At 71.4% G+C, this 12,979-nt stretch carries 14 protein-coding genes; 8 read left to right on the top strand and 6 right to left on the bottom strand.

Annotated features, from left to right (window positions below; genetic code table 11):
- Positions 1-37: 37 nt before the first annotated feature.
- Together ITJ50_RS15610 and ITJ50_RS15605 are read right to left on the bottom strand one after the other, a co-directional pair.
- Positions 38-658 carry a response regulator gene (locus ITJ50_RS15610; RefSeq protein WP_042537093.1) on the bottom strand — a complete coding sequence of 207 codons (621 nt, stop codon included), beginning with the start codon at positions 656-658 and terminating at the stop codon, positions 38-40.
- Complete coding sequence (locus ITJ50_RS15605; protein ID WP_194590883.1) at positions 655-1,833, bottom strand: sensor histidine kinase; 1,179 nt, start codon at positions 1,831-1,833, stop codon at positions 655-657. The genes ITJ50_RS15610 and ITJ50_RS15605 overlap by 4 nt, the downstream gene beginning before the upstream one ends.
- A gap of 151 nt (positions 1,834-1,984) precedes the next feature.
- Between ITJ50_RS15605 and ITJ50_RS15600 the strand changes: the two genes are divergently transcribed.
- The 8 genes from ITJ50_RS15600 to ITJ50_RS15565 all read left to right on the top strand — a co-directional run bounded on the left by ITJ50_RS15600 (position 1,985) and on the right by ITJ50_RS15565 (position 10,316).
- Positions 1,985-3,070: an FtsX-like permease family protein gene (locus ITJ50_RS15600; protein ID WP_194590959.1), complete on the top strand. Its 1,086-nt coding sequence runs from the start codon at positions 1,985-1,987 to the stop codon at positions 3,068-3,070.
- Complete coding sequence (locus ITJ50_RS15595; RefSeq protein WP_194590882.1) at positions 3,067-3,741, top strand: ABC transporter ATP-binding protein; 675 nt, start codon at positions 3,067-3,069, stop codon at positions 3,739-3,741. Before ITJ50_RS15600 ends, ITJ50_RS15595 begins: the two co-directional genes overlap by 4 nt.
- Positions 3,742-3,849: 108 nt before the next feature.
- On the top strand, positions 3,850-5,418 hold the full coding sequence (locus ITJ50_RS15590; RefSeq protein ID WP_017887456.1) for a helix-turn-helix domain-containing protein: 1,569 nt from the start codon (positions 3,850-3,852) through the stop codon (positions 5,416-5,418).
- A 213-nt stretch (positions 5,419-5,631) separates the two neighbouring features.
- On the top strand, positions 5,632-6,765 hold the full coding sequence (locus ITJ50_RS15585; RefSeq protein ID WP_042537091.1) for a DUF475 domain-containing protein: 1,134 nt from the start codon (positions 5,632-5,634) through the stop codon (positions 6,763-6,765).
- A 149-nt stretch (positions 6,766-6,914) separates the two neighbouring features.
- On the top strand, positions 6,915-8,516 hold the full coding sequence (locus tag ITJ50_RS15580; protein ID WP_323749917.1) for a Na+/H+ antiporter: 1,602 nt from the start codon (positions 6,915-6,917) through the stop codon (positions 8,514-8,516).
- A gap of 265 nt (positions 8,517-8,781) precedes the next feature.
- The gene (locus ITJ50_RS15575; protein WP_194590880.1) at positions 8,782-9,654 is read left to right on the top strand and encodes a pentapeptide repeat-containing protein; all 873 of its coding nucleotides are present in this window, start codon (positions 8,782-8,784) and stop codon (positions 9,652-9,654) included.
- An 89-nt stretch (positions 9,655-9,743) separates the two neighbouring features.
- On the top strand, positions 9,744-9,899 hold the full coding sequence (locus ITJ50_RS15570) for a zinc transporter permease (protein WP_194590879.1): 156 nt from the start codon (positions 9,744-9,746) through the stop codon (positions 9,897-9,899).
- Positions 9,900-10,019: 120 nt separating this feature from the next.
- Positions 10,020-10,316, top strand: a complete 297-nt coding sequence (locus ITJ50_RS15565; protein ID WP_194590878.1) for an ArsR/SmtB family transcription factor — start codon at positions 10,020-10,022, stop codon at positions 10,314-10,316.
- 25 nt (positions 10,317-10,341) lie between these two features.
- Here the strand turns inward: ITJ50_RS15565 and ITJ50_RS15560 are convergent, their stop codons facing one another.
- From ITJ50_RS15560 to ITJ50_RS15545, 4 genes are all read right to left on the bottom strand, one after another.
- Positions 10,342-11,016 (bottom strand): cation transporter, encoded by a 675-nt coding sequence (locus ITJ50_RS15560; protein WP_017887462.1) that lies wholly within the window; start codon positions 11,014-11,016, stop codon positions 10,342-10,344.
- A complete protein-coding gene (cmtR, locus tag ITJ50_RS15555) occupies positions 11,013-11,366 on the bottom strand; it encodes a Cd(II)/Pb(II)-sensing metalloregulatory transcriptional regulator CmtR (protein ID WP_017887463.1) in 354 nt (117 codons plus the stop codon). The genes ITJ50_RS15560 and cmtR overlap by 4 nt, the downstream gene beginning before the upstream one ends.
- A gap of 78 nt (positions 11,367-11,444) precedes the next feature.
- Complete coding sequence (locus tag ITJ50_RS15550; RefSeq protein WP_161598065.1) at positions 11,445-11,618, bottom strand: hypothetical protein; 174 nt, start codon at positions 11,616-11,618, stop codon at positions 11,445-11,447.
- 182 nt (positions 11,619-11,800) lie between these two features.
- Complete coding sequence (locus ITJ50_RS15545) at positions 11,801-12,976, bottom strand: flagellar hook protein FlgE (protein WP_017887465.1); 1,176 nt, start codon at positions 12,974-12,976, stop codon at positions 11,801-11,803.
- Positions 12,977-12,979 lie beyond the last annotated feature (3 nt).

Here is a 12,979-nt window from a genome sequence, read left to right as displayed (position 1 = left end):
AACCAGCGGGCACCGGCACCAGCGCGAGCACGGGCCGTCAGCGCAGGATGCCGAGCGCCCGGGCCTCGGACACCGCGGCGGTGCGGGAACCGACGCCGAGCTTGGAGAACACGTGCACCAGGTGTGACTTCACGGTGGCGTCGGTGATGTGCAGGCGTGCCGCAACATCGACGTTCGAGGCGCCCTCGGCGACGAGCCCGAGGACCTCGATCTCGCGAGCGGACAGGCTGACCCGTGGCGCACGCATCCGTGCCATCAGGCGGCTCGCGACCGCCGGCGCGAGGGCGCTCTCACCGGCGGCTGCGGCGCGGATCGCGGCGAGCAACTCGTCGGGTGGCGTGTCCTTGAGCAGGTACCCGCTGGCCCCCGCTTCGACGGCGCCCAGGATGTCGCCGTCGCTGTCGTAGTTGGTGAGGACCAGGACGTACGGCGCGGCGTCGGTCGACCGGATCTGCCGGGTGGCGTCGGCACCGGTGCGGTCCTGTCCGAACTGCAGGTCCATGAGCACCAGGTCCGGGTCCACGGACGCCACGAGGGCGGCGGCTTCGTCGGGGGTCGCGGCCTCCCCGACGACGTCGATGTCGACGGCCCCGTCGAGGAGTGCGCGCAGGCCGGCGCGGACGACGGGGTGGTCATCGGCGATGAGGAGTCGGATCACGGCTCACCGACCTCCACGGTCGCGGTGATGGTGGTGCCGTGCCCGGGTGCGCTGTCGATGGCGAGACGGCCACCGAGCTGGTCGACGCGTTCACCCATCGCGCGGAGCCCGAACGTGTCGGACGTGCCGGAGCGGGTGCCGGTGTGGTCGGGGTCGAACCCGGTGCCGTCGTCCTGCACCCGCAGGGACGCGTGCGTCGCGGTGACGTCGAGGGTGATGTCGACGGTCGTGGCGCCGGCGTGCTGGGCGACGTTCGCCACGGCACCCTGGGCGATGCGCAGCAGAGCGGTCTGCACGTCCATCGTCAACTCCGACGATTCGGGTGCTGCGGTCACGGTGATGCCGAGTCCCTCGCGGTGCCACTGGTCGCTGAGGCGGCGCAGTGCTGCGGGGAGTCCGGCGTCGAGGGACGGCGGTGCGAGCTCCCGGATGAACCGCCGGGTGTCTGCGAGACCGTCGGCCGCGGTGGCGCGTGCGAGGCGGATGTGCTCGATGCCCGGGCGGTCGCTGTCGGCTGCTTCGGCGGCGTGGAGGAGCATCTGGATGCTCGAGAGGTCCTGCGCGACGGTGTCGTGGATCTCGCGTGCCAGGCGGGCGCGTTCGGTGAGGACGCCCTGCTGCCGTTCGGTCGCGGCGAGTCGGTCGCGGGTGGCGAGGAGTTCCGCGAGGAGTGCCTCCCGCTCGACGGACTCACGGGCGAGCGCGCGGTAGCCGAGGCCGATGAGCAACGCGACCCCGGCACCGACGAGGGGGCCGATCACCCCGCCCACGGTGAAGCCGCCGTGCAGGCCCAGGGCGAGGACCGCGATCAGGGTGGCTGCGACCACGGCGGCCGGCCCGACGATCCGGGGAAGGACGTGCAGGTAGAGGAAGAACAGCGGGAACACCAGGTACGCCGCTTCCGGCACCAGGACGAGCAACGCCACCCACACGGCGGTCAAGGCGGTGATCCAAGCCGCACCCACCACGGCTCGGCGCGCCTCCGGCGCGGCGGCGACACCGGCACCGAGCAGGTAGAGGACCGCGAACCCGACCACCAGGGCGATCGCCGTCCACATGGTCGGGTCGCGGACGACGAGGACGCGGACGACCACGAGCGCCACGAGCGCGGCGAACAGCACGTGCAGTCCGGTGCGGAGCCCGACGAACACGGGCGTGAGGGTGCTGTGTGCCATGTCCGTTGCAGCGTACGGCGGCCACGACCCACCTGGCATCAACCAGAAGTCGGACGAGAGCAGTCAACCTCCCGGCGATGGCACCGCGACCGGCGACGGCGAGGCTCGTCTGGACGGCGGGGAGCGTCCCTGCCGTCGGGAAGGAACCATCGTGTTCGTCGCTTGGCGTGACCTCCGAGCCGCCCGTGGCAGGTTCGTGCTGATCGGGTCCGTGGTGTCGTTGATCACCCTGCTCGTCGGCTTCCTCGCCGGTCTGACCGGTGGACTCGGCGCACAGGACGTGTCCGCGGTCCTCGGCCTCCCCGGGAACCGCCTCGTCCTGCAGGAGCCCTCGACCGGACAGCCGTCGTTCTCGCAGTCGACGATCGACGCCGCGACGGTCTCCGCGTGGCGGCAGTCCTCGGGCGTCGAGCACGTCACGCCGATCGGGATCGCACAGGGGCGGGCCGCCGTACACGCCGAGACCGCACCAGCGGTGGCCGTCGCCCTGTTCGGCGTGCCGCGGGGAGCCCCCGCGTCGACGGTCACCGACCTGGCTCCGCGGTCCGACGACACGGTGGGCCTGTCCGCCGGCGCAGCGAAGGACCTCGACGTCGCCGTCGGGGACGCCGTCACGATCATGGGGAGGACCTACCGGGTCGCCACCGTCGGCGGAGACGCCTGGTACAGCCACACCCCCGTCGTCGCGCTCTCCCCGACCGCGTGGGCGTCGACCGACCGGCGCCTCGGCGGGGACGGCGAAGCGACCGTGCTCGCCGTCTCCGGTGCGCCGGACTGGGGCAGCACGGCGGACCGCACGCACACCGTCGCCGCGTCACCGCTCGCCAGCCTCACCGCGCTCGACACGTTCAAGTCGGAGGTCGGGTCACTCGGGCTCATGATCGTGATGCTCTTCGGTGTCTCCGCACTCGTCGTCGGGGCGTTCTTCACCGTGTGGACGCTGCAGCGTGCCGACGACATCGCCGTCCTGAAGGCCCTCGGCGCCTCCGACGCGTCGCTCGTCGGCGATGCCCTCGGCCAGGCACTCGTCGTCCTGGCCGTGGGCGTCGGGGTCGGGATCGGTCTCGTGTCGGTCCTGGGGACGCTCGCGAACGGTGTCCTGCCGTTCCTGCTCAGCCCGCTCACCACCCTGCTGCCGGCCGCCGTGATGGTCGTCCTCGGCCTCGCCGGTGCCGCTGTCGCACTCCGCACCGTCACCAAGGCCGACCCCCTCACCGCACTCGGGAGCAACCGATGATCACCCTCGACGACGTCACCCTCACCTTCCCCGACGGCGACTCCCGCATCACGGCGGTGGACCGCGTGTCCCTGACCGCTCCGAACGGGGTGGTCACGGGCATCACCGGGCCCTCCGGCTCCGGGAAGTCCTCGCTCCTCGCCGTCGCTGCGACCCTGATCCGCCCGGACTCCGGGCACGTGTGGATCGACGACGTCGACGCAGCGACCCTGAGCCGGAACGAGGCGACGACGCTCCGCCGCGACCAGGTCGGCATCGTGTTCCAGCAGTCGAACCTCATCGAGTCGCTCACCGCGCGGGAACAGCTGCTCGTCATGGCGGAGCTCGGCGGCGGCCGCCGTGACCGGACCGCGGTGCGCACCCGTGCCGATGCGCTGCTGGCAGCGGTCGGTCTCGCCGAGCACCGCGGCAAGCGTCCCGAGCAGCTCTCCGGTGGCCAGCGGCAACGGGTCGCCATCGCCCGCGCCCTGGTGAACACCCCGTCCGTCCTGCTGGTCGACGAACCCACCAGCGCACTCGACCAGGAGCGGGGCGCCGAGATCATGGCGCTGATCGCGCGTCTCACGCACGAGCAGGGCACGGCGACGATGCTCGTCACGCACGATCTCGTCCACCGCGACGCGCTCGACCGCCTGGTCACCGTCGTGGACGGCCGCCTGACCGATGCCTGAGCGTTCGTCCCCCGAAATTCCCAACTGTGACGTATTCGAGACCTCGAGACGCGCGACAGGTGTTGATCTTCCACTGGTTTATCTCATGAGCGTGTTAGCGTGGCGCGCATGACCGACACCACCACCGTCGTCTCGCCGGCATCTCCGGCGACCGCAGCACCCCTCCGTGAGGTCGGCGCCCTGATCCGGGGCGCCCGCAAGGGCCGCAGCATGACGCAGGCCCAGCTCGCCGAACGCGTCGGCACCAGCCAGAGCGCGATCAACCGCATCGAGCAGGGTGGGCAGAACCTGTCCCTCGAGATGCTCACCCGCATCAGCGACGCCCTCGACCAGCAGATCGTCTCGATCGGCGGCGCTCCGCAGCGTGCCCACCTTCGGGTGCAGGGCGGCCGGAAGCTCAGTGGCTCCATCGCGGTGAACTCGAGCAAGAACGCCGCCGTGGCACTGCTCTGCGCCTCGCTGCTGAACCGCGGCGTGACCCGTCTGCACAAGGTCGCCCGGATCGTCGAGGTCGACCGCATCATCGACGTGCTCCGCAGCCTCGGCGCGAGCGTCACGTGGTCCGAGGACGGCGAGACCCTCGAGATTGTCGCCCCCGAGGACCTGCGCCTCGACGCGATCGACGCCGACGCCGCCCGTCGCACCCGCAGCGTGCTCATGTTCCTCGGCCCGCTCAGCGGCCGGTTCGAGTCCTTCCGCCTGCCCTACGCCGGCGGTTGTGACCTCGGCACCCGCACGGTCGAGCCGCACCTCATCGCGCTGCGTCCGTTCGGCGTCGACGTCGAAGCGACGTCCGGCTGGTACGAGGTCGACGTCGCCAACCAGGCCGTCCCCACGAAGTCGGTCGTGCTGACCGAGCGCGGCGACACCGTGACCGAGAACGCGATCCTCGCCGCCGCCGCCCGCGACGGTGAGACCGTCATCCGGAACGCCAGCCCCAACTACATGGTGCAGGACCTCTGCTTCTTCCTCGAGCTGCTCGGGGTGCAGATCGAGGGCATCGGCACCACCACGCTCCGCATCACGGGCAAGAGCCGCATCGACGAGGTCGTGGACTACTGGCCGAGCGAGGACCCGGTCGAGGCCATGAGCCTGCTGACCGCCGGCATCGTCACCGCCTCGACCCTCACCGTGACCCGGGCGCCGATCGAGTTCCTCGAGATCGAGCTCGCGACCCTGGCCGAGATGGGCCTGCGCTTCGACGTCACCGAGGAGTACGCCGCCGCCAACGGTCGCACCCGCCTCGTCGACATCACGGTCCACCCGTCCGAACTGCACGCGCCGATCGACAAGATCCACGCGATGCCGTTCCCAGGCCTGAACATCGACAACCTGCCCTTCTTCGTCGTGATCGCGGCCATGGCCGAGGGCACCACGCTCGTGCACGACTGGGTGTACGAGGGCCGGGCGATCCACCTGCTCGACCTCACCCGCCTGGGCGCCAGCGTCACCCTGCGTGACCCGCACCGCCTCGACGTGACCGGTCCGACGCACTTCTCCGGCGCCGAGATCAGCTGCCCGCCGGCACTGCGGCCCGCCGTCGTGATCCTGCTGGCGATGCTCGCGGCCAAGGGTGAGAGCGTCCTGCGCAACGTGGGCATCATCGCCCGTGGCTACGAGCAGCTGCAGGAGCGCCTCAACTCGCTCGGTGCGTCCATCGAGACGTTCCACGACTGACGCGGGCCCCGCAAGACACCGGTGTTCGCCGGTCGAACACGCGCAGACCGCGGTTCGGCACGCGAACACCGGTGTTTTGCGAGCCCGACCTGACGGCCCGTCCCCGCAAGTGGGGACGGGCCGTCACCCGTCTGACGGGGTCCCCACGGGCCTCCAGGCCGATGCCCAGGAGCGCTCCATGCGCCGCCCAGCCCGGACGGGCTGGATGGGCAGATGGCCACGAGATCGCTCCTGACCGTCCCCCTGCTCATCACCGTCGCGGCCGCCGCGGCGGCCTGGCTGGTGCTCGGCCCCGCCGCCGCGCTCGCCTTCGTCGCCCTCGCGTTCCTCGAGATCGCGATGGCTGCGGACTCGTCCGTGCCGATGGCCGGCATCGCCGGACGCCTGCACTCCCCCGCCCGCCGGCTGTTCCTGTCGCTCGGGATCGTCGCGGGCGTGCTCGCGATGCGGCTGCTGCTGCCGCCGGCCGCCGTCGCGGTCGGTGACGCGACCGACCCGGCGAGCTCCGTCGAGGAGGCCGTCTTCGCACCCGGCTCGTTCTCCGCGCACCTGGCCGAGGTGCGTCCCGCCCTGGCCGCCTTCGGCGCCGCGTTCATCTGGCAGGTCTTCGCCGAGTACCTGTTCAACACCGACCGCGCGTCCCGCAGGTCGTGGCTGGGCAGCCTGGAGGCGCGACTCGCATCCGTCGCGCGACCGCGCGTCTGGTCGCTGGTCACCGCCACGACGGGGGTCGTCGTCACGTCCGTCCTCGTCGGGTCGCGTGCCGGGTGGGCGCCCGGTGTGCTGTTGCCGGTCGCGATCGGCGGGGCTGCCGGGATCGCCGCGTACCTCGTGTCGAAGTGGACCGCGGCGTGGGCGCTGCGCCCCGGGTCCGGGGGTGGCACGTCGGACACGGAGTCGATCGGGATCGGCCGCGGTGCCTGGCGGATCCACCTGTACGCGTCGACCGTCGTGTTCGAGCGGGGGCTCGTGGTGTTCATGCTCTTCGAGATCCTCGACGGCGTGTACAGCCTGTCGGGGTCCGGGCCGCTCGGGTCGGACGGGCTCGGGGCGCTCGAGCAGGCCGCCGTGGCGGTCGGGGCGATCGGTGTCGGCGCGGTGTTCCTGGCCCGCCTGACGTCGCGGGTCGACCAGGCCGCGGGGCTGAAGCGGTTGCGGTACCTGAAGGCCGGGGCGGCGTACGTCCTCGGGGTGCTGTCGGTCCTGCTCTGGGCGAGCCTGCTCGTGCCGATCCCGGGCGTGGTCGTCGGGTGGTTCGGGACCGTCGTGATCGGGTCCGCGCTGGTGAGCAGCCTGCCGTGGCGCGCGTGGTGGCGACGGGTGGTGCGTCGGCCGCGGACGGTCTGACGCGGACGCGGCTGGCTCTGAGCGCGTCGTCCCGTCCCGTCCCGGTGCGATCGGTACCGCGCAGCGGTGCGGCGCGTCGTTCGGCTGTTCTGGAAGGATCCACCGTGGATCGGCGTTGACTTGCGGGTCGGACAACGATCGGAGTGCACGTGCTGGGACCCGAACTGGTGGTCGTGCTCGGCCTCGCCATCGCGCTGACGGCGGCGGTCGCCGACCGGATCCGGATCGCGCCGCCCGTGCTGCTCCTGGTCTTCGGCGCACTGCTGGGGCTCGTCCCCGAGTTCGCGGACGTCGAGCTCCCCGCCGAGGCGGTCCTGTTGCTGTTCCTGCCGACGCTGCTCTACTGGGAGAGCCTGACGACGTCGCTCCGCGAGATCCGGAAGAACCTGCGCGGCATCGTCCTGATGGGCACCCTGCTCGTCGTGGTCACCGCCGGCGCCGTCGCCACCCTGCTGCACCTGCTCGGCATGCCCTGGGGCCCCGCATGGGTGCTCGGCGCCGCGGTCGCACCGACCGACGCGACCGCGGTCGGCGTGCTCACCAAGATGCTGCCGCGCCGGAACGTCACGGTGCTCCGCGCCGAGAGCCTGGTGAACGACGGCACGACGCTGGTGGTCTACGGCATCGCGGTGGCCGTCACCGTCGGCACGCAGGAACTCACGTTCTGGGGTGTTTCCGGCATGCTCGCGCTGTCGTACGTCGGCGGGGTCGCCGCCGGGCTCGCCGCCGCCTGGATCGGCACGATGGTGCTGCGCCGGGTCGACACCGTCGTGCTCGAGAACCTCGTCACCCTGCTCGTGCCGTTCGCGGCCTTCCTGGCCGCCGAGGCGATCGGCGCCTCCGGCGTGCTCGCCGTCGTCGCCGCGGGCATCGTCGTCAGCCAGGTCGGGCCGAAGCTCGACCGCGCCGAGACCCGGCAGCAGGTCCGGGCCTTCTGGTCATTCCTGACCTTCCTGCTCAACGGGGCACTGTTCGTCCTGGTCGGCATCGAGGCGATGGTCGCCGCACGCGCGCTCGACCCCGCGGACCTGCTGCGCGGGACGGGGATCGTCTTCGCGGTCGCGGTGCTGCTGGTGATCGTGCGCTTCGCGTTCCTGAACGCTGCGGGTGGGACGATCTGGCTCGTCACCCGACGCACCGGCGGAGAACCCCGTGAGGGACACCGTGACCGGCTGGTCAGCGGCTTCGCCGGGTTCCGCGGCGCCGTGTCGCTCGCCATGGCCGTCGCCGTGCCGCGCACCCTCGAGTCCGGCGGGGGCTTCCCCGAGCGCGACCTCATCGTCTTCGTCACCGCCGGGGTGGTCATCGTCACGATCGTCGGGCAGGCCCTGGTGCTGCCGGCCGTCCTGCGCCGCGCCGCGCTGCCCGAGGACGAGTCGGTCAGCGACGAACGTCGCTACGCCGAACGCACCGCGATCGAGGAGGCCCTCGACGCACTCCCCCGACTCGCACGGTCGACAGGCGCCGACCGTGCGACGGTCGCTCGTCTGCGGAAGGACTACGAGGCCCACCTCGACGTGATCGAGGCCCGCGAGGGGGACGACGACGACCACCCCGCACTCCAGCGGCACGACAACGCGGTCGCCCTCGAGCTCGCACTGGTGCAGCACAAGGCGAAGACCCTGCTGCGCCTGCGCGACGCCGACGAGATCGACGACCTGGTGCTGCGGCAGGTGCGCGCCGGGTACGACGCGGAGGAGGCGCGGTTGGACGGCATCGAGTCGGTGGCGTCACCGCCCGCGTCGTCGTAGGGCGCCCCCGGGCACACCTGGTCGAAGCGGGCGTACCCGGTCTGTTGTGCTCACCAGGGACGCCCGTTTCCGGTTCCCGTCGCAGCGGGAACGCTAGCCTGGCCACAGTGATCCTCCGTCTCTCTCGGTGACCCACTGGTCGCCCAGCACCACCGGTTCGCCCCGCCGACGCGCGGGGGTGGTCTCGTGCGCCCGGACGGGGAACTCCATCAGGAGCTCCCCCACACCCGGCACACCATCCAGACCACCAGAGGAAGACCACTCCATGACGACCACCGACCGGTCCGCCCTGCGCGCGGACTGCGGCAACTGCTTCGCGCTCTGCTGCACCGCCTTCGGGTTCCAGCGTTCCGCCGACTTCCCGATCGACAAGCCCGCCGGCACCCCGTGCGGGAACCTCGCTGACGACTTCTCCTGCACCATCCACCAGACGCTCCGGCCGCGGGGGTTCCGGGGGTGCACCGTCTTCGACTGCTCCGGTGCGGGCCAGTACGTGTCGCAGACCCTCTACGACGGGGTCAGTTGGCGTGACCACCCTGACTCCCGCGCGGAGATGTTCCGGGTGTTCCCGATCGTCCGCCTGCTGCACGAGATGCTCTGGCACCTCGCCGAGGCGCAGGACCGTGCGGTCACGCCCGACTCGGCGGAGGACGCCGGGCTCCTGACGCGGGAGATCCGGCGCGTGCTCGTCGCAGGTCGCCCGACGCTCCTGGCGCTCGACGTCGAGCCGCTGCACGAACGCGTCCGGGACGTCCTGGTCGAGGTGAGCGGCGAGGTCCGGGCCAGGTACCGCGCCGGCCAGGACGATTCACGGGCCGGACTGCTGCGACCGGGGGCCGACCTCGCCGGTCGTGATCTGCGGGGCCGGCCGATGGCTGGCGCCGACCTGCGGGGTGCCACCGCGATCGGGGCGGACCTGCGCGGCGTGGACCTGTCCGGCGTCGACTTGCTCGGGGTCGATCTGCGGGACGCCCGGCTCGACGGAGCGGATCTGTCCACCGCGCTGTTCCTCACGCAGGCGCAGGTGAACGCGGCAGGCGGTGACACCGCCACGATGCTGCCCGACGGGATCGACCGACCGTCGCACTGGGTATCGGAGGTGGTCGAGCGGACCGCGCACCGGATCCCCCGGAACTGACATCCGTTCTCATCTATAAATGTATTGCAACTTCTGCATGCGTGGCCTACGCTGAGGGCATCCCAACCGTCGATCAGCAGGAGGTCACCATGGCCGAGCACGAGAACAGCGCAGAGCACACCGTCGCCGAGCACGCCCACCAGGACGGCTGCGGCCACGAGACGGTCCAGCACGAGGACCACGTGGACTTCGTCCACGACGGCCACAAGCACGCCCAGCACGGCGACCACTACGACGAGCACTGATCTCCTGATCAGCGCAGGCCCGTGATCAGCACCGATCAACGGACCTGCACGACGGCCCCGACGCACCGCGCCGGGGCCGTCGTGTTGCATGCACGTATGCGCGTGCGCTTACATGAGTCCATGTCAGACGGGATCGAAGCAGCGGCGGACCTCTTCAAGGCGCTCTCCTCGCCGGCGCGACTGCGGATCCTCTCCGCCTTGATCACCGGACCGTCCGACGTCGGCTCGCTCGCCGACGCGACCGAGCTCTCGCAGCCGCTCGTCTCCCAGCACCTGCGCACGCTGCGGCTCGCAGGCATCGTGCAGGTCGAGCGCATCGGGCGGAACGCCGTCTACTCGCTCCACGACGAGCACATCGCCCACATCGTCGGCGACGCGGTCAGTCACGTCAGCGAAGCCAGAACCGACACCGACTGAACCGGCTGCTGCTGCCAGACACCGCTCAGCAGCACTCGCAACCGACAGCTGCACGCTCCCCCGTCAGCGCGGCGACGGGCTGCTTGCACGCGTCGCCGCGCCAGGCTTCGAGCCCCTCACGCACGGCGAACCCGACCACGACGAGGCCGGCGAGCGGATCGGCCCACCACCAGCCGAACAGCGTGTTCGCCAGCAGGCCGAGCAGCACCGCCGCCGACAGGTAACTGCAGATCAGCGTCTGCTTCGAGTCGGCGATCGCGGAGGCCGAACCGAGCTCACGTCCGGTCCGCCGTTCGACGAGGCTCAGGAACGGCATGACCGCCAGGCTCACCGCGGCGAGGACGATGCCGACCGGGCTGTGCTCCGGTGAGCGGACACCCGTGAACGTCAGGACGGCGTCGATGCTGACCACGGCAGCGAGCCCGAAGAACGAGACCGCGATCACCCGGAGCGCCGTCCGCTCCCGCGCCTCCGGGTCCCGCGCGGCGAACTGCCACGCGACGGCCGCTGCCGACAGGACCTCGACGATCGAGTCGAGCCCGAAGCCGATCAGCGCGGTGGACGACGCCACCGAACCGGCGGCGATCGCCACGACGGCCTCGAGCACGTTGTAGGCGATGGTCGCCGCGACGATCCAGCGGATCCGTCGCCGGAGGACGCCAGCACGGACCGGCGTGAGCGAAACCACGGCGGCGGTCACCGCTCGGCCCCGCAGCCGACGTCCACGGCGCAGCCGTCACCGTCACCATCGCCGTCGACGTCGACTGCCAGCACCACGTCGACCAGGGACTCGAGCGCGCGGGTGATGTTGCCGTCCGCGATCTCGTAGCGGGTCCGCCGTCCCTCGGGCACGGCGACGACGATCCCGCAGCCGCGCAGGCACGCCAGGTGGTTCGACACGTTGGTCCGGGTCAGCTCGAGTTCCTCGGACAGCCGCGCCGGGTAGCCGGGGTCGTCGAGTAGTCGGAGCAGGATCCGCGCTCGGGTCGGGTCGGACAGTGCCCGTCCGAGCCGGTTCAGGACGTCGAGCCGCGGGGCAATGGTCAGCATGCGCTGACCATACATCGGGCCGCGCCCAGACCGCCACAAGTCCGGACGACACGTCTCGCCCTCGGACATCGCGCGAGCTCAGACGTCCCCGAGCCGCCGCCCGGTCAGCCCGTCGTTCCAGCTCGTGCGTCCGCCGGCAGCACGCGACTCGTGCACGCCGTCGTGGCCGCTCGGTCGATCGCAGCGCCAGCGGTCGAAGACGCTGCAGCAGCGGTGGTCGGGTCGGTGGTCGGTGTCGTGGTTCTCGTGCATCGCACCGATGAGACGTCACGACGCAGCGTTTCGTCACGAACCGGCGCCGAACTCCCTGCACCACGAACGATGGTGAGCAGGAACGGTCGAGTCCCCCTTCAGCACCCGACCGTTCCTGCTCACCAACCGCTCGCGACGCGAGCGAAGCCCGCGCCCGCGACCCCGCGCCTAGCGCCTAGCGCCTAGCGCTTGAGGTTCGTGAGCTCCTGCAGCACCTCGTCCGAGGTCGTGATGATGCGGGCGTTCGCCTGGAACCCACGCTGCGCCACGATCAGGTTCGTGAACTCCTGCGACAGGTCGACGTTCGACATCTCGAGCGTCCCTGCCGCGAGCGAACCGACGCCGGCCGAACCGGGGCCCCCGACCGTCGCACCGCCCGAGTTCGCGGTCGCGCGGTAGCCCGACGCCCCGGTCTTCTCGAGGCCGGCGGGGTTGGCGAACGTGGCCAGCGCGATGCGGCCGAGCGCCAGCGACGCACCGTTCGAGAACGTGCCGGTCACGGTGCCGTCCTTCGAGATCGAGTAGCCCTGCAGCGCCCCGGCCTCGCGGCCGTTCTGCGAGCCGATCGCCGCGGTGTTGAGCGAGGCGAACCCGGTCAGGTCACCCATGTCGACCCGGATGCCGCCGACAGCGAGGGTCCCGCCGGCGGTCAGCTTGCCGTCGGTGCCGAAGGTCAGCGAGGTTGTCGCCGTGGTGCCCTGTCCGTTGCGCCCGGTGACGTCCCAGCCGCCGGCGGTGCGCGTGTAGGCGAGCGACATCGTGTGCTTGGCACCGGAGGCGTCGTACACGGTGGCCTCGCGCGTGATGGTCTGGCCGACGGCGGTCTCGGACGGCAGGTTGCCCGCGACGGTGGCGGCGGTGGTGCGGACCGCCGGGGCTGCTGCTTCGAGCGGCAGCGTGATGTCGGACAGCTGCCCGTTCTCGTTGACGACGCCGTTCGTGGCCGGGTAGCCCTGCACGATCTTGCCGTCGGCGGTGACCAGGCGGCCGTTCGCGTCGAAGTCGAACGCCCCGGCGCGGGTGTAGACGGTGTCGTTGCCCAGGCGGGTGACGAAGAACCCGTCGCCCGAGATCATCAGGTCGGTGGCCTTGCCGGTGGCCTGCGCCGAGCCCTGCGAGAAGTTCGTGGAGACCCCGGCGACCTGCACGCCCAGGCCGATCTGGGCCGGGTTCGTGCCGCCGATGCCGGTCTGCGGTCCGCCGGCACCCTGGGTCATCTGCGACAGGGTGTCCTGGAAGACCGTGGTCGACGACTTGAAGCCGACGGTGTTGACGTTGGCGATGTTGTTGCCGGTGACGTCGAGCATCTGCTGGTGGGAGCGGAGGCCGGAGATCCCGGAGTAGAGCGAGCGGAGCATGGT

The sequence above is a fragment of the Curtobacterium sp. VKM Ac-2889 genome, assembly GCF_015350855.1.
GTDB lineage: Bacteria > Actinomycetota > Actinomycetes > Actinomycetales > Microbacteriaceae > Curtobacterium > Curtobacterium poinsettiae.
Note: the sequence above shows the minus strand (reverse complement) of the source record. Positions and strands in the feature narration are given on the sequence as shown.